32 protein-coding genes and 1 other annotated feature are annotated in these 25297 nt (G+C 39.6%); of the genes, 9 read left to right on the top strand and 23 right to left on the bottom strand.

All coding sequences use genetic code 11. The features are described 5' to 3' along the window. Positions 1 to 358 precede the first annotated feature (358 nt). The 5 genes from E2R53_RS03915 to E2R53_RS03895 all read right to left on the bottom strand — a co-directional run bounded on the left by E2R53_RS03915 (position 359) and on the right by E2R53_RS03895 (position 3974). Entirely contained in the window at positions 359 to 835 is a 477-nt protein-coding gene (locus E2R53_RS03915; protein WP_133310490.1) for a DUF2975 domain-containing protein, read from the bottom strand. A 295-nt stretch (positions 836 to 1130) separates the two neighbouring features. Then, positions 1131 to 1772 (bottom strand): pyridoxamine 5'-phosphate oxidase family protein, encoded by a 642-nt coding sequence (locus tag E2R53_RS03910; RefSeq protein WP_133310489.1) that lies wholly within the window; start codon positions 1770 to 1772, stop codon positions 1131 to 1133. A gap of 132 nt (positions 1773 to 1904) precedes the next feature. Further along, complete coding sequence (locus E2R53_RS03905; RefSeq protein ID WP_133310488.1) at positions 1905 to 2648, bottom strand: alpha/beta fold hydrolase; 744 nt, start codon at positions 2646 to 2648, stop codon at positions 1905 to 1907. Continuing rightward, positions 2645 to 3115 (bottom strand): NUDIX hydrolase, encoded by a 471-nt coding sequence (locus E2R53_RS03900; RefSeq protein WP_133310487.1) that lies wholly within the window; start codon positions 3113 to 3115, stop codon positions 2645 to 2647. The genes E2R53_RS03905 and E2R53_RS03900 overlap by 4 nt, the downstream gene beginning before the upstream one ends. A 97-nt stretch (positions 3116 to 3212) precedes the next feature. Next, positions 3213 to 3974 carry a kanamycin nucleotidyltransferase C-terminal domain-containing protein gene (locus E2R53_RS03895; RefSeq protein WP_133310486.1) on the bottom strand — a complete coding sequence of 254 codons (762 nt, stop codon included), beginning with the start codon at positions 3972 to 3974 and terminating at the stop codon, positions 3213 to 3215. 242 nt (positions 3975 to 4216) lie between these two features. Between E2R53_RS03895 and E2R53_RS03890 the strand changes: the two genes are divergently transcribed. Further along, positions 4217 to 4981 (top strand): hypothetical protein, encoded by a 765-nt coding sequence (locus E2R53_RS03890; RefSeq protein ID WP_133310485.1) that lies wholly within the window; start codon positions 4217 to 4219, stop codon positions 4979 to 4981. A gap of 37 nt (positions 4982 to 5018) precedes the next feature. On the opposite strand, the gene E2R53_RS03885 is transcribed toward E2R53_RS03890, so the two are convergent. Then, positions 5019 to 5234, bottom strand: a complete 216-nt coding sequence (locus E2R53_RS03885) for a helix-hairpin-helix domain-containing protein (protein ID WP_133310484.1) — start codon at positions 5232 to 5234, stop codon at positions 5019 to 5021. A gap of 256 nt (positions 5235 to 5490) precedes the next feature. Here E2R53_RS03885 and E2R53_RS03880 point away from each other — a divergent pair, with 256 nt between their 5' ends. Beyond that, positions 5491 to 5967 carry a divergent PAP2 family protein gene (locus tag E2R53_RS03880; RefSeq protein WP_224771123.1) on the top strand — a complete coding sequence of 159 codons (477 nt, stop codon included), beginning with the start codon at positions 5491 to 5493 and terminating at the stop codon, positions 5965 to 5967. A gap of 73 nt (positions 5968 to 6040) precedes the next feature. Here E2R53_RS03880 and E2R53_RS03875 read toward each other — a convergent pair whose 3' ends face one another. From E2R53_RS03875 to E2R53_RS03840, 8 genes are all read right to left on the bottom strand, one after another. After that, positions 6041 to 6595 carry a hypothetical protein gene (locus E2R53_RS03875; RefSeq protein ID WP_133310483.1) on the bottom strand — a complete coding sequence of 185 codons (555 nt, stop codon included), beginning with the start codon at positions 6593 to 6595 and terminating at the stop codon, positions 6041 to 6043. Positions 6596 to 6773: 178 nt separating this feature from the next. Next, a complete protein-coding gene (locus E2R53_RS03870) occupies positions 6774 to 7400 on the bottom strand; it encodes a superoxide dismutase family protein (protein WP_133310482.1) in 627 nt (208 codons plus the stop codon). Between the two features lie 131 nt (positions 7401 to 7531). Next, positions 7532 to 9397 carry a threonine--tRNA ligase gene (gene thrS, locus E2R53_RS03865; RefSeq protein WP_133310481.1) on the bottom strand — a complete coding sequence of 622 codons (1866 nt, stop codon included), beginning with the start codon at positions 9395 to 9397 and terminating at the stop codon, positions 7532 to 7534. Between the two features lie 302 nt (positions 9398 to 9699). Beyond that, positions 9700 to 9916, bottom strand: a binding site (T-box leader). A 297-nt stretch (positions 9917 to 10213) separates the two neighbouring features. Then, positions 10214 to 10834, bottom strand: a complete 621-nt coding sequence (locus tag E2R53_RS23090) for a hypothetical protein (protein WP_165970880.1) — start codon at positions 10832 to 10834, stop codon at positions 10214 to 10216. 78 nt (positions 10835 to 10912) lie between these two features. Next, positions 10913 to 11722, bottom strand: a complete 810-nt coding sequence (locus E2R53_RS03855; RefSeq protein WP_133310480.1) for an alpha/beta fold hydrolase — start codon at positions 11720 to 11722, stop codon at positions 10913 to 10915. A 49-nt stretch (positions 11723 to 11771) separates the two neighbouring features. Then, complete coding sequence (locus tag E2R53_RS03850; RefSeq protein WP_133310479.1) at positions 11772 to 12458, bottom strand: hypothetical protein; 687 nt, start codon at positions 12456 to 12458, stop codon at positions 11772 to 11774. A 28-nt stretch (positions 12459 to 12486) separates the two neighbouring features. Then, positions 12487 to 13284, bottom strand: a complete 798-nt coding sequence (locus E2R53_RS03845) for a toll/interleukin-1 receptor domain-containing protein (protein WP_165970879.1) — start codon at positions 13282 to 13284, stop codon at positions 12487 to 12489. Positions 13285 to 13491: 207 nt separating this feature from the next. Further along, positions 13492 to 14025, bottom strand: a complete 534-nt coding sequence (locus tag E2R53_RS03840; protein ID WP_133310477.1) for a small multi-drug export protein — start codon at positions 14023 to 14025, stop codon at positions 13492 to 13494. Between the two features lie 168 nt (positions 14026 to 14193). Between E2R53_RS03840 and E2R53_RS23485 the strand changes: the two genes are divergently transcribed. Beyond that, complete coding sequence (locus E2R53_RS23485; RefSeq protein WP_133310476.1) at positions 14194 to 14754, top strand: peptidoglycan-binding domain-containing protein; 561 nt, start codon at positions 14194 to 14196, stop codon at positions 14752 to 14754. A 111-nt stretch (positions 14755 to 14865) separates the two neighbouring features. Here E2R53_RS23485 and E2R53_RS03830 read toward each other — a convergent pair whose 3' ends face one another. From E2R53_RS03830 to E2R53_RS03815, 4 genes are all read right to left on the bottom strand, one after another. Then, positions 14866 to 15066: a cold-shock protein gene (locus E2R53_RS03830; protein WP_070877768.1), complete on the bottom strand. Its 201-nt coding sequence runs from the start codon at positions 15064 to 15066 to the stop codon at positions 14866 to 14868. A 305-nt stretch (positions 15067 to 15371) separates the two neighbouring features. After that, positions 15372 to 15503, bottom strand: coding sequence for a YjcZ family sporulation protein (locus E2R53_RS03825; RefSeq protein WP_083328294.1), 132 nt, complete (start codon positions 15501 to 15503; stop codon positions 15372 to 15374). A gap of 108 nt (positions 15504 to 15611) precedes the next feature. Continuing rightward, complete coding sequence (locus E2R53_RS03820) at positions 15612 to 16385, bottom strand: GNAT family N-acetyltransferase (protein WP_165970878.1); 774 nt, start codon at positions 16383 to 16385, stop codon at positions 15612 to 15614. Between the two features lies 1 nt (position 16386). Continuing rightward, positions 16387 to 16773: a VOC family protein gene (locus tag E2R53_RS03815; RefSeq protein WP_133310474.1), complete on the bottom strand. Its 387-nt coding sequence runs from the start codon at positions 16771 to 16773 to the stop codon at positions 16387 to 16389. A gap of 192 nt (positions 16774 to 16965) precedes the next feature. Here E2R53_RS03815 and E2R53_RS03810 point away from each other — a divergent pair, with 192 nt between their 5' ends. Together E2R53_RS03810 and E2R53_RS03805 are read left to right on the top strand one after the other, a co-directional pair. Then, positions 16966 to 17775 carry a DUF4397 domain-containing protein gene (locus E2R53_RS03810; RefSeq protein ID WP_133310473.1) on the top strand — a complete coding sequence of 270 codons (810 nt, stop codon included), beginning with the start codon at positions 16966 to 16968 and terminating at the stop codon, positions 17773 to 17775. Continuing rightward, positions 17744 to 18355, top strand: coding sequence for a class F sortase (locus E2R53_RS03805; protein ID WP_133310472.1), 612 nt, complete (start codon positions 17744 to 17746; stop codon positions 18353 to 18355). The genes E2R53_RS03810 and E2R53_RS03805 overlap by 32 nt, the downstream gene beginning before the upstream one ends. 113 nt (positions 18356 to 18468) lie before the next feature. On the opposite strand, the gene msrB is transcribed toward E2R53_RS03805, so the two are convergent. Beyond that, positions 18469 to 19416, bottom strand: coding sequence for a peptide-methionine (R)-S-oxide reductase MsrB (gene msrB, locus E2R53_RS03800; RefSeq protein ID WP_133310471.1), 948 nt, complete (start codon positions 19414 to 19416; stop codon positions 18469 to 18471). A 179-nt stretch (positions 19417 to 19595) separates the two neighbouring features. Between msrB and E2R53_RS03795 the strand changes: the two genes are divergently transcribed. Both E2R53_RS03795 and E2R53_RS03790 read left to right on the top strand, forming a co-directional pair. Continuing rightward, positions 19596 to 20021, top strand: a complete 426-nt coding sequence (locus tag E2R53_RS03795) for a MarR family winged helix-turn-helix transcriptional regulator (protein WP_133310470.1) — start codon at positions 19596 to 19598, stop codon at positions 20019 to 20021. 66 nt (positions 20022 to 20087) lie between these two features. Then, positions 20088 to 20336: a DNA alkylation repair protein gene (locus tag E2R53_RS03790; RefSeq protein ID WP_133310469.1), complete on the top strand. Its 249-nt coding sequence runs from the start codon at positions 20088 to 20090 to the stop codon at positions 20334 to 20336. A 201-nt stretch (positions 20337 to 20537) separates the two neighbouring features. On the opposite strand, the gene E2R53_RS03785 is transcribed toward E2R53_RS03790, so the two are convergent. Then, positions 20538 to 21338, bottom strand: coding sequence for an alpha/beta fold hydrolase (locus E2R53_RS03785; protein ID WP_133310468.1), 801 nt, complete (start codon positions 21336 to 21338; stop codon positions 20538 to 20540). 145 nt (positions 21339 to 21483) lie between these two features. On the opposite strand from E2R53_RS03785, the gene E2R53_RS03780 reads away from it, so the two are divergent. Further along, the gene (locus tag E2R53_RS03780) at positions 21484 to 22245 is read left to right on the top strand and encodes a DUF4397 domain-containing protein (RefSeq protein WP_133310467.1); all 762 of its coding nucleotides are present in this window, start codon (positions 21484 to 21486) and stop codon (positions 22243 to 22245) included. A gap of 170 nt (positions 22246 to 22415) precedes the next feature. Then, positions 22416 to 22634: a hypothetical protein gene (locus tag E2R53_RS03775; protein WP_133310466.1), complete on the top strand. Its 219-nt coding sequence runs from the start codon at positions 22416 to 22418 to the stop codon at positions 22632 to 22634. Between the two features lie 48 nt (positions 22635 to 22682). Here E2R53_RS03775 and ypmT read toward each other — a convergent pair whose 3' ends face one another. The 3 genes from ypmT to E2R53_RS03760 are packed head-to-tail and all read right to left on the bottom strand — an operon-like array spanning position 22683 to position 25191. Then, complete coding sequence (ypmT, locus tag E2R53_RS03770) at positions 22683 to 22880, bottom strand: protein YpmT (protein WP_133310465.1); 198 nt, start codon at positions 22878 to 22880, stop codon at positions 22683 to 22685. Between the two features lie 13 nt (positions 22881 to 22893). Beyond that, positions 22894 to 24009, bottom strand: coding sequence for a S1C family serine protease (locus E2R53_RS03765; RefSeq protein WP_133310464.1), 1116 nt, complete (start codon positions 24007 to 24009; stop codon positions 22894 to 22896). Positions 24010 to 24042: 33 nt separating this feature from the next. Then, complete coding sequence (locus tag E2R53_RS03760) at positions 24043 to 25191, bottom strand: FxLYD domain-containing protein (RefSeq protein WP_133310463.1); 1149 nt, start codon at positions 25189 to 25191, stop codon at positions 24043 to 24045. Positions 25192 to 25297: the final 106 nt, after the last annotated feature.

The following is a 25297-nucleotide window of genomic DNA, read 5'->3' as shown; positions in this document are numbered from 1 at the left end:
AGATTGAAAATGAACCTAAAACAGATAAAAAATCCTATATTTTTTCATTTATAATCTTGTAATTTATGGCATTGAACTTGTAATGAGTTCAATAAAAATAGTTAAACTAAGTAAAAAAGTCATGAAACAAGCAGAAACTAATATGATTCTGTTTCTTTCCTTTCGATAAACAAGTCCCCCTAAAAGTAACGCAAGAATCCAGACAGCCATTCCACCTTCAGAAAATAATAGACTTGAATTCGCTATCCACAAAACTGTAATGATTAGATAAGTAAAGAAAACGAAAACGGTAATAGGCTTCACTCAAACCTCCGTAATTTTGAATTTTTTTATTCCTCATTATCGCCATTTCATCACCTCAGACTGTTAAGTCAATTTCTGCTTTCATTTTCAGAGCGGTGCTGAAGATTGCCTGCAGAACGACAGCAAAGAAGGCTATTGTTAAAGCTGCAAAAATAACAATGAACCCTATAAGTGCCAACCCGGCATGCAGTGCATTTTGAGTGCCAAGCAAAATGATCCCCGCTGTATATAAGATTGTTATAACCAGCGCACATTGCTTAATTCGCTGCAAAGTAGTTACTGCATGGTCTGTAAAAGCGCGTTTCTCGTCAATAAAACGCAGCAGCTTGATCGCTTGAAATAGCGCATAATAAAAGGGGATGACTGTCAGATAGGCACCTGTAAGAACTGGCCATTTCAAATAAGCAAACTCCGGAAATAACTCAGCCATATAATCAGCAAGATCCGGCAGCCAAAAAAGACATAAGCATAAAACGGTTATACCCATTACAAAAACAGCCGCATATAAAAACAAAATGGTTCCTCGATTCATAAAACACCTCATTCCAATCTTTTCCTTTATCATAAATATTTATTGATAAACATAAAAAAGAACACTTCAATAAAATCATAAGCGTTCAAATCTAACTGAAGAATGTAGTTTTAGTTACTTTCTCGGGGATTTCTTTGTCCAATTGTCAGAAGGATATATTTTCAGCTTTACTTGGTGTTTGGTAAGTTTACTGGTTTAATTTCTCACGAACAATCATAGTTTGTTATGAGATGCTTAATCCTTCTTACATCCTTATTCCACCTTTGAAATTCTCCCGTTGCAAAACCTTGAGCTCCTAATAGAGTCTCTTTACGTATCCTTCATGTAACTCCTTCGCCACTTGCTCAGAAGTAACATTTGGAATGTTGGTATGAGCCACCAGCATATCAGGAACTGAAGGAAGAGTCTCTTTTGCCAGCCAGGATTCAGGATTCCACAGACCTGATCGAATGAAAGCTTTAGCACAGTGTGCATAGCACTCCCTCACTTTCACCCCAATACCAAATAATGGAGTTTTACCATTCACCGCACTTTTTTCCAGCAAATCAGGATCTCGGCAAATAAAAGCTTTACCATTTACTCTTAGCGTTTCTCCTAGCCCAGGAATAAAAAATATTAGGCCAATATTAGGATTCGTTATGATGTTATGAACAGAGTCCATTCTCCGATTACCTGGACGTTCAGGAATAAAAAGATGCTTGTCATCTAGAATCGTTACGAATCCCGGAAAATCTCCTCTTGGAGAAACGTCGCATTCCCCTTTTGAATTAGAAGAAGCCATCGATAAAAATGGTGATTTAGAGATAAATTCACGGCAATGATCATCTATAAAAGAAATGACTTTATTAGCAGCTCTTTGGCTAGGCTTTCCAATAGTTGAACGGAATTCCTCGAATTCTTCTTTTGAAGAAATAATATTTTGAAACATAGTACTCATGCAATCACCTTTCAACATGGAATATATATCCATCATGCAAGATTATTTCTTAAACGGCTATTACTGAAAATATTTAGGGCCATAAAAAAAGATCTCTCTTCAAACAAGAAACGTCATTTAAAAAGATATATCCTATAACTTACTAATCAATCTTTTAATCGAATTGATTACTACTTCAGGTTCGTCATGTTGAATGTAATGAGCACTATTACTGGCAATGATCATCTCACTTCTCATGAAGATATCCAGCATTTCTTTTTGCATCTCATTCCATAACTCTTGAGAATGGGTGGAATAATGTGCTTTTTTTCCTGCGGATAGAATGATTGCAGGTATGTCCAAATTTCTCTTAGTTTCTTTAAGCTGATAAAGACTATTCTTAAATTCTTCATATGTACCTTCGTATACGAATTGATTATAGTAAGCTTCCTGAAATTCTTTTGACATCGTTGGAAGGAATCTTTCTTTGTAATTCTCGGGAGTAGAATCTATTAAAATAAGTCCAGCCACCTCATGTGGATATTGACTGGCAAAAACGCGTGCGTTTACTCCTCCAAAAGAATGACCTACTAATATATAAGGTCCATTGATATTCAGCTTCAGCAGAAGTTCCTTTAGCTCTTTAACCATTTCAATGCTGGTTCTTGGATGGGCGCTTCTTTCACTTTTTCCTAAGCCCGCCCTATCAAAAACCAACACTTCTGTTACCTTTGAAACCTCAGGAATAATGGATGTCCATGCCTTGGAATAATCCCCATATCCAGCATCCATAATAACTGTCGGACAGCCCTTTTTCTCACCATATAATTTAGCGTGCATCTTAAAATCTCTTACTTGCACATTCATTTCTTTTCCATTATAACCATCATATTTCATTTTGGCTCTCCTCTAAAAACTCTAATCCCGCCATTCCTTTTCAGCAATTCCAGTAAATTCTCAGGTACTAAACGCAGGTTTCCATCTTCAAACTCACTTAAAGACTTCCAATAAAGCTTCAAAGTTGTCCCATTATCTTCTATACCTTCAAACGATTCCAGTTCATAGATAGTTGAATCCGCAAATTCAGCATGACAGACCTGTACAATTTCATGCCCCTGCTTTCCGTTAAACTGAAAGATATTCTCTATGGTCCCAAGATACGAAATATTTGAAATAGTTGCCTGGATCTCTTCTTCAACTTCCCTTTTAAGTGCATCAGCACTGCTTTCTCCAAATTCAATTCCCCCGCCGATTGGACGATAGTAATGATCTCCTTTGCTTTCGTCAAACCCTTCTGCCACTAAAATCCGGTTATCCTTTTGAAAAGGGCAGATAACTAACGGCCGAATGATTCCATTATTCATTCTGACTCCTCCAAACTTACTCTTTTTACGAACTGGACACGATCCTTATTTTCCTCTATTAAAGGCGATTCTTATAAAAGAAACGCTGTTACTTTATTCAAAATGGAAGATCCGTGATCTGATACTCAATATCAAGTTCACAAAACCATTCATTCAGCCCTTCCCATAAATCTTCACAATTCTGATATACCTCAGCTTTATTACTTAATTTTCCTTCCATAACCATAACTGCCAGTTCTCTAAATCCAGACGGCTTCGAATCCATTGAAATTGCTTCTTCCAGTGTCTTCACTTTTGTACTGAAGTATTTCTTATTTGCAAGTCCAATCAGTTTAGCAGTCTGCCATGTGAGGTCCTTTGCTCCGAGCGGAATATAGCCGTCATTTTTCACTTCAGCATTATTTCTCAGTTTTGCAATCGTTTCATATGGCTCCCAGATCATGAACTCCCGCATCACTTCCTTAAATACTTCATCACTGCTTTTAAAAGGAATTTTTTTTAATTCTTCGAAGAAGTCATTCGGATCATAGATTGGCAGAATGTTCATATAGACTCCTGCAGTGATCGGCCAGGATTCATCTACTTTTCCTGCTTTTTTAAGAAGTTCGTTTCTTTCATTCATACTTAGTTCAATCTTAAACTCTTTATAAACAAATTCAAGATTCTGAAGTCTGAATCCATTTTCCGTTACAATATGATGTTCAATATCTGAGTAAGGGCGATCTGTTTTCCAACCTACTGATCCATAAGCTCCAATAGCCATTATTTTCCCTTCATAAGTAGCCAGCAATTTTTTTTTTATAATCTCTATCATATTCATTTTCTGTACTCTCGTCGTTTTAGCCGGAAAGGACAACATATATTAGACACCTGCCTTGTCTTCTCTTTAAATGAAGCCATTATTAGACCTTAAAATTGAAATAAAGATTTCCCAGTTCAGAACTGCTATGACAATGATACACCAAAAATTCTTCTATTTGTGAATATTATCCAAAAATCATTAGAACACATTAAATTTCCACAGTAGTTTCACCTTATGATGTCATTCGCTTTTTTTCCTTTGACTCACCCTGTACAATAGAACTGAAAGGACGTGAGAGCATGGCAGTTATTTTGCCTCATATTGAAGACGCCAACTTAACAAATTATATCCCTCCAGCAGGAGACTACGAATTATTTGACGATGAAGGACATTATGATGAAAAAGTGAAAGAATGGGGTCTCAGAGTAAAAAAAGAATACTGGTACAAAGACAGAACCCATCAAAGGCTTGTCACAATAAAAGGATTCCAAACATTTGGTGACTCTAATTACACAATCATCATTGAATTTCAGGACGGCAATCTTTCCTGTATTCATCCTGCATATCTAAAAGAAATGCAGTCCTCAAATTTCGGAAAAGAATTGAAGCCGGAGCCTGAAGCTGAAAAGTCGGAGCCAAAACCTGAAGCACCCGCTAAACCAGCAGAGCCTTCATCAGAAATAAAAACTCCTGCTAAACCTGCAAAAGAGAAAAAAGAAAAACCGGCCAAGCTTGTACTGCCAGATGACAAAGTTCATTTCACAGGAAAAGTGAAGCAATTTGCCCTGAGCTGGAATCATTTTAATGAAGAAAATGACGAAGTGGTTGTTTTGGAAGATGTACGAATTGATGGCGATGAGCCGCTTGAAGTTGGACTTGCCTGGTGTTCACACAGCAAAACCTTGAAAAAGTTTGAGCTCTCTCCAGGTGATGACCTTGATTTTAACGGTAAAATCGTAAAGAAAAGCCTACCTAAAGGAAAAGATGTCGAAGATGAGGCATTTCTATTAGAGATTTCTGTGCCTTATAAAATCAACAATCCTTCTAAAATTGTGAAAAAGTAGAAGCACACCATTTTCCGGTGTGCTTTTTAACTGTTTTTCAGTTTTTATTCGCAATTTCTGATTCTGCAAAAGATAATCCTTTTTCATCCAGTGCTTCCCTCAGCTGTCTAATAGCTTTCGGCCCCATGCCATGCAGCTGCAAGAGTTCAGCTTCGCTTTTCTCCGCAACCTGTTCCAGCCGCAAATATCCGGCACCTTCAAGCGCCCGGCGTGCAGGCTTGCCTAATTTCAATGGAAGATCACTTTCTTTCATTTCATAACCTCCTTCATTAAAATCCCCTGTTCATTTAAAGGATTTACTGATTATTCTTCAGCCAGTCTTTTTTTCCCCTCTTGCCCTTTTATAAACAGCGCGTTTTATAAATTTATTTACTGCCCTCAGCTTAAATAATTATCACGATTTAGAAAATAATAACGTTTAGAATAAGCCGCGAGGGGTATTTATGCTACATCAGAGTTTTCGCATTACATACAGCGCACTTACTACTAATAAGAGGTGAAACCCAGCAATGAAAAAGAAAAAGAAGATGAACAGAGGAATCATAACAGCTATAAGTGCAATTGCCATAGCACAGGGCCTTAAAGTATTTACATACAAGAGGCTGTCCGGAAAATGGGATATAAAACAAGTAGTGACCACAGGAGGAATGCCAAGCTCGCATTCAGCAGGCGTTGCAGCCCTTTCCTCTTATGTAGCAGCAAAAAATGGAACTTCTTCCATTGAAACAGCGATTGCCGTCATCTTCGGAATCATCGTGATGTATGATGCACAGGGAATCAGACGCCATACTGGTGAAATTGCCAAGCTGATCAACGATATTGACGGCGAAATGGCGGTTATTTCAGAGCACCTTCCAGGTCTCGGTCATATTAAACGAACAGAAGAATTAAAAGAAGTTCTTGGCCATCAGCCTTTAGAAGTAGTTGGCGGAGCCGTTTTAGGGGTTTTACTTGGACTGGCAAGTGCTAAGCTTGAAGATGCTTGATCAAGAAGATACACACCAATTGAACATATAAATTGGTGTGTTTTATTATTGAATTATAGAATAAGATCCAAGATTATTCATCAGCATATGCGATGTTGTGATCTCTCAGCTTCTGAGTAAACAATTGGTAGTTGGCTGTGAAGTGATCATTTTTTACAACCATTATTTGCTTTCCATCTTTAAATCTAATTTCAATATTGGATGGCTTCCCTTTTTCTTTTGATAAATGAAAAACAACGTTATCAACTTCTTCCCAAGTGTACTTTTGAATTTCGAAGGACATTAGGTTATTAAATGTAATTCCTTCATCACTAAGTTCTTTATGGTGAAGGACACCAAATGTTAAGGGTGCGGCACTAAAAAATAAGATAAAAACACTGATGACAATGGACTTTTTATCAACATTCCTGAAGGCTAAAGTTAATGCAGCAATTCCCCACAATAAAAATCCCGCTCCATATAACATATACGTTTCATTAGAAAATTGAAAAAACCAAGTAAGGTTAGAAGCATAAAGGACATCCGCTACCATAAAAGGTAATAAAATTGAAGCATAAGGGATGAGGATAATAATCAAAAAACCAATCACTCCATAAACGTGTTTCTTTTCATAATTTTTATAGTTCAATCGCATTGCCTCCTTTTCAATAGTACATATACGAATGAAGTCAAAATTTAGTTTCGAAAAATTGGAAAAATTTTATTAAAAAGACGTTAACATTGCTATGCGATCCCTATCGTATAACGGTTTCAACAAAAAAAGAGAGCAAAATCCAAAACGATTGCTCCCATCAGAATTCAACTCTTTAACTTTCTTTTGCACTTTTTATCACACCGCAAGCCTGCCTGTCACCGGCATCACCCGTTTTCAGCGTTTCTTCATCAGGTCCCGCTTTTCCTTCTGATTGATAACGGTCTGGAATATTTGCAGCATTATCCGGATTTGCATGAACAATAATCGCTTTTTCCTGTTCCAGTAACTGCTCCATGGTTACCCGGTCAAAAGCGGCTGAAAATTCAGCTTTGCCATCTTCATTTACAAATAAGGAAGGCATATCCCCTGCATGTTCAGAGTGGCTGCTTTCATCAGGATTAAAGTGACCTTCGGCTGTTGTAAATGGACCTCCTTCTGCATCTGGTTCACATACACCCTTTTCATGAATGTGAAAACCGTGATATCCAGGTTCAAGCTCTTCCATTTTCGCTTCAATTATCATGTGATTGTCATGCTCTGTAAACGTAACCGTTCCGACATTTTTATTTTCCGTATCTTTTATCTCAGCCATTGCGCCTGATTTCAATTCTTCATTTGCCGTTTCTGCCGCTATTTCCATAGTTGTTTTTTCCGAATCGTCTGAAGTCCCGTCTGAACATCCGATTGTCATCCCTATCACAAAAAGCGGCAGCATCCATTTCCACCATGTTTTTGACATATTTTCACTCCTCCTTACTGTCTTTGTTCCACTTATTAAGAATAGTAAACTAGATAAGGTCAAGATGAGAGAATAGTCTGAAAACCTATTGATTTTATAGTTCTTCTTCCGTTTATCTAATATAGAACTCTTTACCCGAGCTCCCGCTTAGTTATTTTTTCTGAAAGCATGCTCTTAAACTGTTCAATTGCCATAGCTTCTGAACTTTTCCCGCCATGCACTCTTACATTCACTTCGTTTTTTTCAATCTCTTTATCTCCAATGACAAGCATGTAGGGAACCCTGCTTTTTTGTGCCATGCGGATTTTATAATTCAGTTTCTCGCTGCTTCTGTCTAAGTTTACTCGTATCCCGCATTTCTCAAGTTGATTTTTCAGCTTTTCGGCATAATGAAGATGAACTTCTGCCACCGGGACAATCACTGCTTGAATGGGTGCTAGCCATAATGGAAAGTTTCCGGCGAAATGCTCAATCAAAATTCCGAGAAATCTGTCAAGCGACCCCGATATGGCCCTGTGAATGACAACGGGTCTTTGCTTCTCATTCTTTTCATCCATATAGCTTAGATTGAATTTCACAGGCATTTGAAAATCGAGCTGAACTGTTGCACACTGATGGCTTCTTTTCATGGCATCCTTAATGTGAAAATCTATTTTCGGACCGTAAAACGCTCCGTCACCTTCATTCACTTGATAAGCAACATGAAGATCTTCAAGCACTTGTTTCAGTGATTGTTCCGCCTGTTCCCAAAGGTGGTCTGAACCCATTGAGTTTAGTGGTCTTGTAGATAGTTCAACAGAATAATCAAAGCCGAAAGTACGATAAACTTTGTCGATCTGAAGAAGCACGCTTTTCATCTCATCTTCAATCTGATCTGGTCTGACAAACAAGTGCGCATCGTCCTGACAGAAAGTGCGGACTCTTAATAGCCCATTTAGAGCACCGCTGTATTCATGCCGGTGAACCTGGCCAAATTCTGCGAGTCTGATTGGAAGGTCCCTGTACGAATAAAGCTGGTTTTTATAAATCATCATATGTCCCGGACAATTCATAGGCTTTAATGCAAACTTCGTTTCATCCACATCAGAAAAATACATATTTTCATGATAGTGATCCCAGTGTCCTGACTGCCTCCACAGCTTTTCATTCATCATCAATGGAGTCTGCACCTCACGATAGCCCCCTTCCACTTGAATATCACGGAGAAAATTCTGCAGCTCATTTCTCAACAGCTGTCCGTTTGGCAAAAAGAAAGGCATGCCGGGCGCTTCCTCTGAAAACATGAACAGCTCCATTTCTTTTCCAATCTTGCGGTGATCCCGCTTTTTTAGTTCTTCCATCTCTTTTACATGAAGAGCTAATTCTTTTTTACTGGCAAAGGCAATCCCTGAAATCCTCTGCATGGCTAGATTATTCTTATCTCCCTTCCAGTAGGAGCCGGAAACAGCAGATAACTTAAAGGCTTTAATGAATTCCGCAGAAGGCAGCTGCGGCCCGCTGTATAAATCGATAAAATCTCCATGCTTATACAAGGAAATCGGGTTATTTTCCCTTTGTTCATGAATAAGCTCAAGTTTCAATTTTTCTCTTTTTTCCGATAGAAGTGCAGCGGCTTTTTCATATGACAGTTCCAGACGTTCGATTTCCAGTTTTTCACCAAGTATGTTTTGCATTTCCTGTTCAATCATTGGGAGTTCCTCGGCGCGAATGCTGTGAGACAGTTGAAATTCATAGTAAAACCCGCTGTTTTGATAAGAGCCTTTTCCCAAAATCGCTCCTTTGTACAACCTCTTAACCGCATGTGCAAGAACTTGTGCGCAAGTATGATTCAAGAAATCCTGTCGTTCATCAGATTCAATTGTAATATGCTGCACTTCTTCGATCTCATCCACTATGTCATTCAAACTTACAATCTTGCCATTTACCTTGCCACCTATCACTTTTTTACTTTCTTGATTGCCGCTGGCCAAATCCTTTAATAATAATTTGTTCTTCATCTTAAAACACTCCTCATTTCGATAGAATATAAAAAAACGCACTCATCCCTAAAATAGGGACGAGCGCGTTCACCCGTGGTTCCACCCAGCTTTCCATTCTATTTTTATAAAAATAGAATGGCTCCAGTGCTTTAACGCAGCGTCTGCGGCACGGCATTTCCTCCGTGCAGTTCCAAGGCGGTAAGTTCATTCTCCTGCATTAGGAAGTTCTCAGCTTTCCTTCCCTCTCTGTAAACCGTCTAAATGACCCGTGCCCTTATCTGTACATTTTTATGAAATTAAAAAAACGCGCTCATCCCTAAAATAGGGACGAGCGCGTTTGCCCGTGGTTCCACCCAGCTTTCCATCCTTTTTAAGAAAAGAAATGGCTCCAGCGCTTTAACGCAGCGTCTGCGGCACGGCATTTCCTCCGTGCAGTATCAAGGCGGTAAGTTCATTTTCTGCGTTAGGAAGCTCTCAGCAATCCTTCCCTCTCTGAAAACCGTTTAAAATGACTCATGTCCTTTTCATCACTTTTCAAATAATTATTTTTGAGTTTACAATACATTCCAGTGAATTTCAACTATTCCTTTCAATTTATTCAGAAAAATCTTTTTTGTTCCTATTCACAACATCGCCTGGGAATCAATTGGAAAAAGGATGGTATTCATATAATCAGGAAAGTTTTTTTCCATCTCCGGCTAGTAAAAGAGGCATTCTGGCAAGTATTTCATCCGGATTGGCAAAGTAAGTCTAATTTCGCTTTAAGATCATGTGCAAATACAAAGCGAACGTATTTTTATCATACAAAAAAACACCAATCCCATGATTGATGCCCTACGATGCAAAATAAGTTTCGTTATTTTTATAGATTAAGTATCTCTGCAAGCCCCTTGTCTGCTCATAGGCACTTTCTGCATGTTGTTTAGCAGAAGCTCTGTTTCCCTGTTTTTGAGAAATTTCAGCAAGCACACTTTCTTTCATCCAGCCTTTTGGGAGCTGTTCTGCAAGTCTTTTCGCCCCGTCATATTGTCTGGACTCTGCTGCGATTAAGGCTTCATAATAAGTTCGGTAAACAGGAGGTTTGATAGAAACGACATGTTTTTTAGCTTCTGAAACATCCTTTCGATAGAGTGCAAAAGATGTATTCATTAAGGCCTGCCGGTGAGAGTTTTTGTATTTGGCATTAAATTTAGCCAGTGCTTCTTCCGCTTCATCGTCCAGGTTATTGGCAATGGCATAATAGAACTGATACATCGGGTTTTTCTGATGCTTCAGGATGAATTTTTCAGATTTATGAACATCCTTTGAAAAAAGAATCGGACTGATTTGGATATACATATACCAGCTCATTGAAAGAATCAGCAGCAATGCAATCAAATAGAACGGAGCTTGAATAAATCCGAGCAGAAAGCATAACAGAAAAACAAATGAGTAAAATAGGACGTGCTGTTTCAAAAAATGGTGCCCCCTCTTTATGTACGCTATCCTTATGATACTTACAAAAGAGGCATGAATCAATGTGAAAATACGTTTCTATTCTAAAAACCGGACCAGCTCCTGATTAAATTTCTCAAGCTCGTCGTAGAACAGGCCGTGACCACTGTACTTAAACGGAATTATCTCTGAATCTTTTATTCCCTCATTCATAAGCTTCGCAAAAATAAACGGACATACCTGGTCTTTCATTCCGTGGAAAATAGCAGTTGGTACAGAAATCTTTCCTAAATCAGAGCGGAGATCTTCATCCCGGAGAGATACAGCAGTCAGAGCTGTACCGTGGCCCGAACCTTCCAATCCAAGGTCCTGGAACCAATTTTTAAAGCTATCAGTAATATATTTTGAGAAGAAAATCTGACCGAAGCCAGATAGCATTTCTGGACGGTCCTTATAGGTTTGGTCTATTAATTTATTTACCTCTGATTTGGATATGCCGTAAGGATAATCAGGGCGCTTTGTGAACGAAGGAGCTGCAGCTGCAAAAAGGGCAAGTTTCGTTACTTGGTGTCCTGCATGACGGGCCATATAGCGGATCGCAATTGCTCCGCCCATTGAAAATCCGGCGAGTGTAATTTCTTTAAGCTGAAGGGAATCGATCACGATCCGTACATCATCTGCCAGTCTATCATAGGAATAGCCGGTCCACGGCCTGTCTGATTTGCCGAAGCCGCGAATGTCCATTGCGATGCACCTGAATCCAAGGCGGGGCAGCTGGTTGAACTGATACTCAAACATTTTATGATTAACTGGCCAGCCATGAATGAAAAAGATGACACGGCCATCTTTTGGGCCAATGTCCTCAACAAATAAATTGACATCTTCATCTGCTTTTAAATAATACCCCACGTTTCACTCCCCCTAAAAACCTATTCTTACCTATTTGAAACACTGTTTCCTACGAGAAAAAGCCCTTTTGCTTATTTTTATTCAGGGCAATATGGCTTGGATAATTTTGCTCTGTCATGGAAATCCATTCAGACACTTCCTTAAGCATGCCCTGCACTTCATCACGGGATAATCCTTCATCCGCTGCCCTGTACCAAATATCTTCCATAATTGAGCTTAAATTCCTGGGATAAGAAACATGATCATGGCGGAGAACATAGCTTAAGATTGGTTCAGCATCCCGCCCTCCCTGCTCACTTTGAGACATGTGCTTAATGAGCCATCCTTCTTCGTTGCGAAGCAAAGTATACCTGTCTAGATGCCCCCATTTCCGTGTAAAAACATCCAGATAAAAAGTTTCGCCAAGTGTTTGATCCACAGGCTCATCATTTGCATGCGTATCATCCAAATAGTTCAAGAGCTCTTCTACCGGCCTAATATGGTGATAGAATTCCGGATGCTCAGGCTTCATTCCCCGAAGCCGGACCGTTTCACGCTGGAGCTTCGGTTTCGGATCGAGAGTCATATGCAATTTATGGGCTGCCATCCCCATTTCCGCATACACTTTTTCAATTTTCTCGTATGATTGTTTTTGCCGTTCTTCTCTTGTTAAATTAAGAAAATGCATAATGACATCCAGTTTCTCTTCAATTTGCTTTCTTATGTTTTTCTGCTCTGGACTCAGTTCAACTTGCATCACAATACCTCCAATCAAATCGAAACCCTTACCAAACATCCCTGCTGAATTTCAAATCTATTTTTTCACTTTGATGCAAGTAGGGTTCATACTTGGAATCTCCTATTTTTACTGACAGGAAAACGATTTTATTTTCCAGGCTGTACAATTTTATATCTGCCGGCTGAAACGTATAGTTAAAAGAAGCGCCATTTTCATCTGACAGTCTTATTTTCAGCACATCCAGCTGTATATCATGATCCTCAGGATTCTTTAAACGCAGTCTGATTTGGAGGCAAAGACTTTCTTTGGGATCAATCCGGATTCCCTCTAAATGGCAGGAAATCAGCTTCCTGTCTCTTTTTTCGTCATCAGCAAGCTGATTGACATTTCGAACGGCCTGCTCGCATATTTTCACCAAAAATGTTCCCGGAGTTTTCTCAAGCTTAAAAACCTCTCTCGCATTCTCAAGAAACTCATAAAGGCGGTCCAGGTCATTCAGCTTAAACGAAATCTGATTCGGATTTATGGCTCCCTTCATTTCCTTATAATCAAAAGAGGGCGTTAAGATGGCGGTATATTTCTTATTCAGAATCCAGCAGGCGCCCATTTCGTTCAGGCATGCGGGACTTCTATAATAATGTTCAGACAGCACATAAATGACCCATGAATTGCCGCTTAGTTTTTTGTGAAGATATTCGTATATGTCCTCATCATTCGGAATGTGATAGCCAGGGTAAGAACTGCAGACGATATTCGGCACCTTCATCATCGTCAGCAGATTAACCAATTCCCGCACGTATGCTTCATCACGGTGGGCATGACTGATAAATATTGTATCGATCAAGAGCAGGGTCTCCTCCCCTCCTAAAAAATCCTTGTGCAGTCTCCCGAAATTATATTCACACTAGTAGATAGATATGAGTGATTATGGGAGATTCCACATGAAAATAGCGTTCTTCTGCAGAAGAACGCTAAGGGAGAGTTATCATTGATTAAATAGATTCCTACAAAAACCGACTGATGGTTTGTTTTTTAGACATGGATCTGCATTTTATTTTTCAAGAAAATCTTTTAAAAAGCCTTCATATTGACCTTCTGCGGTTAATAAATCCGCGCCAAGCCAGGTTCCAATACCGGCAGCAGCTGACCAGATGACTAAACTGACGAGCATCCACCCCGTAACTACCATCCGTTTTGATCCAAAGCTCATGCTTAAAAAAGCAGCTAAATGAGAGCCTACCAGAAGCGGGCCTATAATCGTCAATCCTGGAAGACCGGCGCGGTTCCAGATTTTTTTTGCCCGTTTTGACTTCTTTGAATCTTCGTCTTCAATAGACACAGCTTCTTCATTCATCACATTCATTCCTGAATGTTTTTTCATCTTTCTCCTTTGCAGCCAGCTTTTGACTTTATCAACGAGCACTATAAGTAAAATGACTGTAAACGCATTTCCTAAGAAGGCAACGACAGAAACTGCGAGTGGCGAAAGGCCTGCTAGTATCCCAATCGGAATCACTCCATAAACTTCGAACAGCGGGACAGCTGCCATAATAAACACAGCCGCATAAGCAATTAATAATTCCATTGATATCTCCTTTATTCTTTTTTATAAAAAGGTATCTCCTCTTAATACGATTCAACATGGAATAAGTTTCATTTCCAACAATAAAATGTAAATTTTAACAATATATGAAACTATTCTCTTCTTCCTTCCGTCTCATGCATGTAAACCAAAATAAAGGGGAGAGAAAACATGAAAAAATGGAAAATGGTTTCAGCAGCCGTCTTTACGGCATCCGCATTAATGTTGACAGCACCTCAGGCAAGCAGCGCCCAGGAACATATCCCTTATATCTTTACTCTGCCTGAGTCCGGAATTGTAAAAGAAGGCGCGAGGGGTATGAATGTTGAAATTCTGCAGCGTTCCTTAAATAAAGCAGCAGAAGCAAATTTGACAGTCGATGGTGTTTTTGGCCCGAAAACAACGAAAGCCGTCTATTACTATCAGACAGCTAAAAAAGAATTAAAAGCGGACGGAATTTACGGACCGAAAACACATGAGGCTCTCTCAATTGAGGTCAATACATTCGGCCTTCCGAATACCATACTTAAGCTTGGAAGCAGAGGCAGTGACGTTCTAAAACTTCAGCAAGGCTTAAATGACATTGGCTCAGGGCTTGTGGAGGATGGTGTTTATGGCCCTAAAACAGAAGGTGCCGTCCTTAAATTTCAGCAGCGCTTCCCTGATTTAGCAGACGACGGGATTTACGGCCCTAAAACAAGAAGCACGCTTGAAAAGGTTTTGAATGACTGACTAGAATGACTTGAAAAAGGACTTCATTTTGAGGTCCTTTTTATTCGTGACTAATTCTGCACATACAAAAAAACAGCCCTGTAATAAGGGCTGCCCGGACAATTATATGGATTATGCTTTGCGAACGTTAGTTGCTTGAAGTCCACGTTGACCTTGCTCAGTTTCAAATGTAACTGATTGGCCTTCTTCTAATGTTTTGTAGCCTTCGCCTTGAATAGCTGAGAAATGAACGAATACATCTTCTCCACCTTCAACTTCGATGAATCCAAAACCTTTTTCTGAGTTAAACCATTTTACTTTACCTTGTTCCATGTTATGTTGCCTCCTAGTGTGTAAACACACAATGTATTACTATTCTTGTTCATGTTCATTTCAATCAAGACGTAAGCTTTTTGAAACTTTTACTGCGAACAAAAATAATTCTACTTCATCATAACAGTTCGACAAGTGAATAGCAATTTTATTTCAAATTTTTCCTATTAAAACACAAAATGGGGAATTAATTCCTATATTTATTCACTTCATTTTATAATTTTGCCCTTCTATTATACCAAAGTGTATCCTGGACTTTTTTGGCAAAGAAAAAAGCCCCCTTTTAAGAGGCTTTCTGCTTTTAACTAGCAAATATAAGCTGAACCAACAATAATTAACAAAATAAACAAGACAACAATTAATACAAAGCTGCTTCCATACCCGCCACATTGAACAGGGTAAGAAGGATAAGAACATCCGCAGTCATAACCGTACATGAACAAACACCTCTTCATTTTTGAATTTCTTTACAGTCTTACTTTATGAGGTAGGTGGTTGTCTCGTATGTGCATTCGCCCATTTCCTGAAAAAAGATAAAAAGATCTTTAAATCAGATTCTTAAAAATGTTCTCCTGTTCTAAAACTTTTACAAATCCCAGCTTTTCATAAAAAGTTCTGGAAGATGCTTCATTGACGGTAATGAGGTATGCACAGGCCGCTCCGAGCTGCTTGGCTTCATTTAAGAGAAACTTCATAAAAGATGAACCGTATCCCTTGCGCTGATATTCATCCAAAATCGCAACCTCTTCAATTTTCGCAATGTTTGTGACAGGCGAGATGTAAAGCTCTGCGCTGCCGATCGGCACTCCATCTTCATAACAGACGTAAAGCCGTATTTCTTTTGAAAGATAAAATGGTTTTTTCCGTTTCATTTTGTTCTTTGCAAAAGATGCGTTTATATGTCTGGCATCGTAGAGCTCCATGGCACGGCATGCATCTCGAAGGGCATCACCCTCGCCAAGCTTTGTAATGATTCTGGTGCAAGTATCCACTTGTTTTAAATCATGATAATAATACAAATCCAGATCGCAAAAATAGTCTTCCGATGTTAAATAGGACAGCATTTTTTTATCTACCCTTGCATTATAAGGCAGCTTAACATGGATGAAACTTCGATTTAGAGCTTGTTTTGAAGCTGCGAGCACTTCTCTTAAGAGAATGGGATGGTAAGGAGTCGTCATTTTTGCAAAGTGATGGCTGTACATCCCTTTCAGCGCGTCATCCCTGAAAGCTTTATAAAGCGCAGTATCTTTCACGCGGCAAAATAATTGCAGATACTCTTCTTCTGCTCTATCCAGCTCTTTTGAAAAATTCATCATGTTAGCCATTCATCGGTTCGAAATACTCAATCCATTCACCGTCTGGACCTTTAAAGAAGAGATATTTCGCTCCATTTGGCAAAGTTGTAATTTCGTCATATATAAATTCGGCACCAAGACCGCGCAGTCTTTCTTCTTCTGATTCAATATTGCTTACCTTAAAAGCCACATGATGCACTTTTCCTTCTGCAGGAAGATTCGGATTGTACCCTTCAATTAATTCAACGATTATAGAATCATTTACTCCTAAAAAAGCAAGCTTCATTTTACCATCTGTATGTAAAAATCGGTCCATCAGCTTAAGCCCTGCAACAGTTTGATAGAACTCAATCGATTTCTCTATATCTGCTACTTGTATCCCTACATGTTCAAATCCTTTAATTGTCATAGTGATCCTCTCCTCGTGAAGTCGTTTATAAGATTATATCAAATTCCTATGATTCTATCAGAAAAGGATGATTTTTCAGAGAAAAAATTCTACAGCACATTCGGCGCACCATAACTGTATACACTTTGTACAACTTTTATTTATATTTAATACAAGGACTCATGTCCAACAATTTAAAAGAGGAGTGGGAAAATGAAAAAGATTTTTTCAATGATGGCAGCAATGGTTTTACTTTTGGCTTTGGGTACTGGAGTTTATGCAGCTGAAAATGATGCAATGGTCAGAATTGTACATGCTTCTCCAGATGCCCCGGCAGTTGATGTTGTTGTAGACGGAAAAACAGTTGTTGAAGGCGCAGAGTTTAAAGCAGCAACAGATTACATGATGGTTCCTGCAGGCGATCATAAAGTCGAAATCTTTGCAGCAGGCACAGTTGCCGACGGAGAGCCTGTTATCTCAGCAGATTTAACAGTAGAAGCAGGCATGGCTTATACAGCTGCTGCCATTAACAAGCTTGATTCACTTGAATTAAAAGTATTAAACGATGACAACATGGTCACAGAAGGAAAAGCGAAAGTGCGTGTTTCTCACTTATCACCTGATGCGCCTGCTGTTGATGTAGCAGTTAAAGGCGGAGACGTGCTATTCCCTGGAGCAGAATTTAAAGGTGTAACGGATTACATCGAAGTTGACCCTGGATCATATGACTTAGAAGTAAGAGGTGCAGGAACGGAAGATGTTGTCCTTGATCTTGCCGGAACAGAACTGAAAGCTAATATGGCTTATACAGTTATCGCAGTTGGGTTTGCTGGCGGAGAGCCTGCTTTAGAAGCTCTTGTCCTTGCGGATTCTGCAATGATGCCTTCTGAAATGCCTAAAACCGGCATGGGCGGCACATCCGCTGCTGACACAACTAACTATCTTCCAATCGCAGCAGTATCTATTCTTGGACTAGGTGCTCTGATGGTTTATGGCTACAAGAAAAAGGCAAGCAGCCATTAATATCGCTGCCCTGTTCCTGCTTTTGGACGGATGTGCAGCCGATGAGGAAGTCATTCTAACAGAAAAACGAATTGAACAAGCATCGGCGACAGTAAGCAATCAGCCGGACAATAAACAGTCTTCTAAAAAAGGAATCATGCCTGTACAAATCGTTGTCCCATCCTTAGACATTGAAGCAAACGTCGAATCTGTCGGTCTGACTGATGACGGCACGATGGAGCTCCCTTCCGATGACAAACTGACAGCCTGGTATGAAAACGGAGCACTTCCAGGAGAAAATGGAAACTCAGTCATCGCCGGTCACGTTGACAACAAAACCGGACCTGCTGTTTTCTTCCGTTTAAAAGACATCAAACCCGGAGAAGAAGTCATCGTATACGGTAAAAATGGTGAAGAATTAACATTTGTTGTACAGGATAAAAAAGCCTATCCGTTTGATGATGCTCCACTGCCTTCCATCTTTGGATTCAGTCAAGAGAAAAAGCTGAATTTAATCACTTGTACGGGGACGTTTGACCTTAAGAAGAAGACGCACCTTGAGCGGCTGGTAGTCAGCACAAAACTTAAAGAACCATCTTAAAAGACAGCTTAGGCTGTCTTTTTTGCGGTCTATATCATGTAACAGATATTGCCTTTTCGCAAATTCACTTCCTGCCCAAAAAATAAGGACAGCCCGCAGGCTGTCCTCATTTTTCATTGAAACAGAACCAAATATTTTCCGTACCCCTCTTTTTCAAGGTCTTCTTTCGGAACAAACCGGAGTGCCGCAGAGTTAATGCAGTATCTGAGCCCGTTTGGCCCTGGTCCATCATTAAACACGTGTCCAAGATGAGAATCCGCTGATTTGCTTCTGACTTCTGTCCGGATCATGAAGTGTGAAAAATCCTTTTTCTCTACAACTTCATGTTCTGTAATGGGGTGGGTGAAGCTTGGCCAGCCGCAGCCTGCATCGTATTTGTCTGTTGAGCTGAAAAGCGGTTTTCCAGAAACGATATCTACATAAATGCCGTCCTGCTCATGGTCGTAATACTCATTTTGAAATGGACGTTCCGTACCGTTGTTTTGAGTAACTTCGTACTGAATAGGTGTTAACTTTTCTTTTAGATCGTTTTTGTCCCAATGATCTTTAATGTAAGCATCACGGCCGGAACCTTTGCGGTACTGATTGTATCTTACAGGACTTTTTTGATAGTACTGCTGGTGGTAGTCTTCTGCCTCATAAAATGGTTTGGCAGGCAGGATTTCAGTCACGATCGGCTTTTTGAAGCGGCCGCTTTCTTCATGCTTTTTCTTGGATTCCTCCGCAAGCTGCTGCTGCTTTTCATTGTGGAAGAAGATGGCTGTGCGGTACGAATCACCGCGATCGTAGAATTGACCGCCGGCATCTGTCGGATCTATCTGCTGCCAGAAAAGCTCAAGCAGCCTCTCGTATGGAAAAATATCCGGATTGAATGCAATTTGAACAGCCTCGTAGTGGCCGGTTGTCTCACTGCATACTTCTTCATAGGTTGGATTTTCTTTATGTCCGCCAGTGTAGCCTGAAGTTACGCTTATGATGCCCGGAAGTTCATCAAACGGCTGGACCATGCACCAGAAGCAGCCTCCTGCAAACGCAGCAAGCTCTGTTTTTTTCTCAGTCATCTTATTTCCTCCTCTGCGTGAATCTATATTCCCATTATATCATTTCTAGCTTTAAATCCCAGAATTCTGCTCTCTCCCTCAGTTGTTCTTGACAATTTATGATTGTTTCATTACATTTAATGAATATTTAAGTAGATGAACAATTCTGTTCTCTATTGGTCTGACCGGGAGGCTTAATCGTGGAAAATCGTGAACAAATGATGTATGAAATGGAATCTTTAATGAGGAATATCGTTCGGCAGCTCCGAAATGAAATTAACCAGGTACTTAGCAATGTCTTGTCGCGAAACGAATTTATTGTTCTTAAAAGCTTAAAAGATAACGGACCGTTAAATTCAAGCGTTTTGGCAAAAGAGCTCGATGTTTCAGCAAGTCATATTACTACTGTAACGGATTCTTTGATTGCCAAAGACCTTATTACAAGAAAAAGGTCACCTAATGACCGCCGCATCACCGTAATCGAACTGACTGAACAAGGCCATCTTGTCTTAACAGAATTTGAAAGTAAGAAAACAGAATTTTTTTCAAAGCGTTTTCAATGCTATACAGATGAAGAGCTTTATCAGCTGATCCAGCTTTTCGGAAAGCTCGACCGTTCCAAATAAAGAAGCAAATACATAATCCTCCCTTGTTATGGAAAAAATACCCCTATAACGAGAGGAGGTTTCTTTATGACTGCACCTTATCTGTGTCCAAACTGCAAGACGAACCGAACCAGGTTTAACTTAATCGAACAGACGCCAAAGTCCGTCAAGCTTGATCCTCAAACCGGAAGCGTTGTTCAGGAATTTTCTCAAGAAGCACTCGACCCTTTTCATATAGCCTATAAAGGACCGCATTACAAAGTGCAATGCGGCGCGTGCGGATTAATTGAAGATGAACTCACGTTTGTGAAGCTTGCCCAACTGAATCAAAATTAACAACGCTTAAATTCATTTGAATGAGAAAATTCATATAATTACCATTAGAAAACGCTTAGTGATTCCTAGGCGTTTTTTAAATTACTTTTTTCCTGCAAACTGAGTAAGTACTTAAGCTGATTTTTTCTAGATTCTTGAGAATCATAAATGGTCAAAAACGGGTACTAAATTAAACATCAATTCAGCACCCGCATTAATCGTTTATTGCTTGCCGTTTTTCCCAAGGAATTCAAAGATGATTTCCGTCAATTGTCCAGGTTCCTCAAGCATCCCCATATGTCCGCTGTTTTCAAGCACACGTTCAGTAATATGATTTCCCTTATGTAAAAAGGTTTTTTCCGCAGGGATAATTTGATCATCTCTGCCTGCTATAAGCAGAATGGGCAGGTCTTCTTTTTTAAGGACCTCTTGCAGATCAGCCCGGTTTTTCATTGCCTCTAATGCTCCAATTGCTCCGTACTCAGAGGTTTTAAAGCCGATTTGTTTGGCTGACTCCACTTCACCCTTTAATTTCTCTAAATTTCCGGGCGCAAACAGCTTTGGAATTAAATCTTCAATAAATCCTTCTATTCCCTCTTGCCCAATGCGCTTGATGCCCTTTACGCGATTAGCTTTTCCGCCTTCATCATCAGGAAGTGCAGTTGAATGCAGAAGCGAGAATGAGTGGAGCATATCTGAGAACCTGTTTGCAAAAGCAAGGGTTACATATCCTCCCAGTGAGTGGCCGATCATGGTTACTTTATCAATTTCGAGAACTTGAATCAATTTTGCAAGATCATCTGCCATGTGTTCAATCCTGTAATCACCTTTGGCTGTGCTTGAATGTCCATGACCTCTTAAGTCTACAGCAATCACTCGATATTTTTTTGACAGTTCGGGAATCACTTTTTGAAAGTATTCGCGGCTTCCGCAAAACCCGTGCAGCAGAACAATACAATGTCCGGCTCCATCATCTGAATAAGAAAGTGTGACTTCTCCAACGTTTTGATCATAATGCTCCATGATTAATTCCTCCAGATTTAGACTTCAAGTGTAAGCTACCCTACTTGCTTCCAGCTAAAACATAATCCTTCTTGAAAAAACTTGTGACATTCACCCAAACCGATTCATATGTTAATGACGAATGAATAGATGGGAGTGCGCTAATATGAATGAGATGAATAAATATGCTGAAAAAGCCATGAGGTACGATATGCTTGCGCAATTTTACAAGTACAGCGATCCTCAAAAGCATGTCTCGTATTATCAGAAACATTTAAATGCGATGCAAAAATGGATCTACAGTATGCAATACCAGGCGGCACGTTTGCCGCAGACTCAAATGGAGCCAGGAATGTCAAGAGTCAGAGTGATTCATGCATCGCCTGACGCACCGGCTGTGGATATTTACGTTAACGGGAAACTGACTCTGCAAAATGTGAAATACAAGGAAATCAGCGACTATCTCCAATTGCCGGCTGGTCAATACCGGGTGGATATATATGCTGCCGGTACAACAAACCGCCCTGTTCTGTCTGACATGTATATGCTTCTTCCAGGCATCACATACACAATTGCAGCTGCAGGAAATCTGTCTTCTATAAGACTGGTTCCATTTGTTGACCGAACGTTCGTGCCTGCAGGAGAAGCCAGTGTCAAATTTGTCCACTTATCTCCTGATGCTCCTTCAGTTGACATTGCTGTTAAAAATGGCGACGTCCTCTTTAAAGATGTTCCATTCCTCGAAGCGACCAAAAACATAAAAGTGGCTCCGGGAAAAGTGGATTTGGAAGTGCGTGTAGCCGGAACAGATAATGTCGTCCTGACGGTTCCAAAAGTTCAATTTAAAGCAGATACGGCCTATACGATTTTTGCTGTTGGATTTGCAAATGGGACTCCTCCTCTGGAAGCTTTGGCAGCTATTGGGTAAAGCAGCTATTTTTTAACAGATTGTAAAATTAATAAGCGAATGTAAAAAGCATGTTCGGTTTTCGTAAAAAAGACATTTTTTCTCCAAAAATCGATTATGATGAGTTTGACCAGCAGACATGCAGGTTAAAAAATCTCATTCAGATAGGTTACAAGGGAGGAAAAAGAAAAATGAAAAAAGATATGCTATTAAAAGTTGGGGCTTCTTTATTGGCAATTTCATTAATGACTGCTTGTAACGACACAGAAACAGATGCACCTGAAGAAGACAACATGGAAGAAACAGAAGGTACAGAAGAAGAAACTACTGAAGAGGGCACTGAAGAAGAAACTACTGAAGAAGCACCTGAAGAAGATGGTGCTGAAGAAGAAACTGAAGAAGGCCAATAATAAAAACGTATGCAAAAAGGAGGCACCCCGCCTCCTCTTTGCAATAAATCAACTGTTTTTCTGTCTTTTCTTTTCATCTTTTAAATGAAGAGAATAAACGGCTGCACTCAAAAATACCGCGCAATAAGAAACATTCATAAACACTTCATCCGTTTTTTCCTCTACATACGCAAAATAAGCAATTCCCCCAAAGTACATGGAAATCAGCAAACCTGCCACACTAAATAGCATAAATATGTCTTTCATTCACATCACCTCTTCAGTTTTTCTTTTCTTCAATAATTTTGGCCTGTTCATTTTCATATGCCACTGTATAAGAAGCTCTATATTTCTGCTCAGCTTTTTTGCCGTTTAGTTTTACCTCAGCGATAATGTCTGCATTTACTAGAATCTTTTCACCTTTTTTTTCCGTTTTAAGATCCTTTATTTTAATAGATGATAGATCTTTAAACTGATTTCTGAAGGCATCATATGACATTTCAGACTGCCAGCTGCTCCCTATTAATGAATAGGCCGTTACATAGTCGTGGAAGTCAAGGCTTTCTATGTAGTAGCTGATTAAATAATCAGCTGTTTCTAACTTTTTATTTTCACTGATTTTCACTGAATCGTCAAGACCCAGATTGACAGGAAGAGATTTCATCGGATTTTGAGACCAGCTTTCTGCTAGAGGGAGGATATCTTCAATAGGTATGCTGAATCCGATCTCTCCTTCTTCCATTCTGGCTGAATTCATTCCGATCACCTGTCCATTCTTCCTATCTAAAAGAGGCCCCCCGCTGTTTCCGGGTGCAATAGGGGCGGAAATTTGATGAACACCAGAATACTTGTAAGGATGCAGATCAAAATCACGGTTTGTTCCACTGATAATCCCTGTAGTAACTGTATTCTGCAGCCCAAGCGGACTTCCAAGCGCCAATATTTCCTGCCCAAGCTCTGCATCATGATCCTTCGATATGTGCAAAGGTTCCTGATTCTTTAATCCCTCTGCTCTCACTAATGCAACATCTGTCTCCGTGCTGATGCCAATCACTTTCCCGTCAAATCCTTTTGCATCCGTGGTTCTGACTTTAACATTTTTGACACCTGCGACGACGTGAGCGTTTGTGATAATGTCTCCCTTATTATTATAGAGAAACCCGGAGCCGACTGTTCCATCTTCAAGCTCCACCATGACAACCTTTTTTTGAGCTTCTCTGATGATTTCTTTTAAATCAAGTTCAGTCTCCTCCTGATTATCCTTATTTTCATTGAGTATTTCAGACTCAGCAAAAACATCTTCTGCTGCAGAATTCTGAATGCGTATAAAGCCTAAAACCCCTGCTGTAATAATTAGAATAGATAATGACATGCTGATCAGCCAGTTTTTTTTCATAATCCTGCCTTTCTTAGATACATTTCAAAACAATTAGCTTTGGTACCATGAGATATTTTCAATCGTGAATGTAACTTCTTCATTTACGCCATATGTGATGTGTTCAAATTCGGCTTCTTTTCCAGGCTTCAATTCATTTGGATAGACGTTTGTTTTGCCTCTTTCAATCTCTTGCCCATCTTTTGTTGAAACAGTGAATTGCACGGTTATAGAGTGAATCGCAGATTTAGAAATGTTTTTAATTTTCCCGGCGGTTTTTGCATCTCCAAATTCATCAACTGTCACTTTCGTTTCTTGTACCTTTACTGTTTCTTCTTTCAGCCTTTTTTCTTCTTTAGCCGCTGTAACTGCTTTCTCAATTCTTTTTTGTTCAGCTTGTTCGAATGCCGTTTTCTCAGAAATAATTTTATCTTTTAGCGATAAAAGCTTTTCATTGTCCCCATCATACTGCAATGCTTTATCCACTGTGACTATGGCTGAGTTGAATTGCTTTTGGGATAAATCTTCTTCTGCATTTGATGACCCGATCATGACCATTTTGGATTTGATTTGATTTTTCACAATGTCGGCTTCAGCTGCGTCAAGTACAGTAATTTCTTTTAGTTTTTCAGCCAGCTGTTCGATAGTATTCAGTTCATTTATCTGTTCTTTAATTTCTCCAACCGTTACATTCATATCTGCTTTGCTGAGTTCAGACTGCAGCAGGCTGTATAGCGGGGATGAATGCCCGCTGATGATTCTCGTCAAGAGATCAATCTTTTTAGAGGCTTTCTCGTAGTTGCTGTTTTGAATATGCTTTTTAATTTGTTCTAAATCCTGTTGATAACCTTGCATTTGTATAATCAGCTCTTTTTCCTGTTTCAGAACATCATAACCATTTCGTATTTGGATGCCCTGTTCAGCATAGTGAAGGGCTTTCCTGTACTCCCCTGCTAAAGCTGCTTGCTCCGTCTTTCTTTGAAGCGTGACTACTTTTTCATTTTTCGCAGCTTCGAGTTCGTATGCAGCAAATAATAAACCTGTTACCAAAGCTAAGCTTGCCGCTGGAAGTATGTATAATGAGCGTTTAGATAAACGATAGTGTTTCCGTTCTCTATCATCCATAAATAATCTTTTTCCGCAATGCGGACAGTAGTTTGAGAATTTTTCTATCTCTTTTTCACCGCAATAATGACATTTCATGAGAGCTGCCTCCTTTGCCGGCAGGTCCTAAACCGCCTTATTTCGACTAAATCTTTCCTAGTATACATGCTTCATTTTGATCCTTCTACTCTGAATAAATCTGCTG

This window comes from Peribacillus frigoritolerans (assembly GCF_004358755.1).
GTDB lineage: Bacteria > Bacillota > Bacilli > Bacillales > Bacillaceae > Bacillus_P.
Note: the sequence above shows the minus strand (reverse complement) of the source record. Positions and strands in the feature narration are given on the sequence as shown.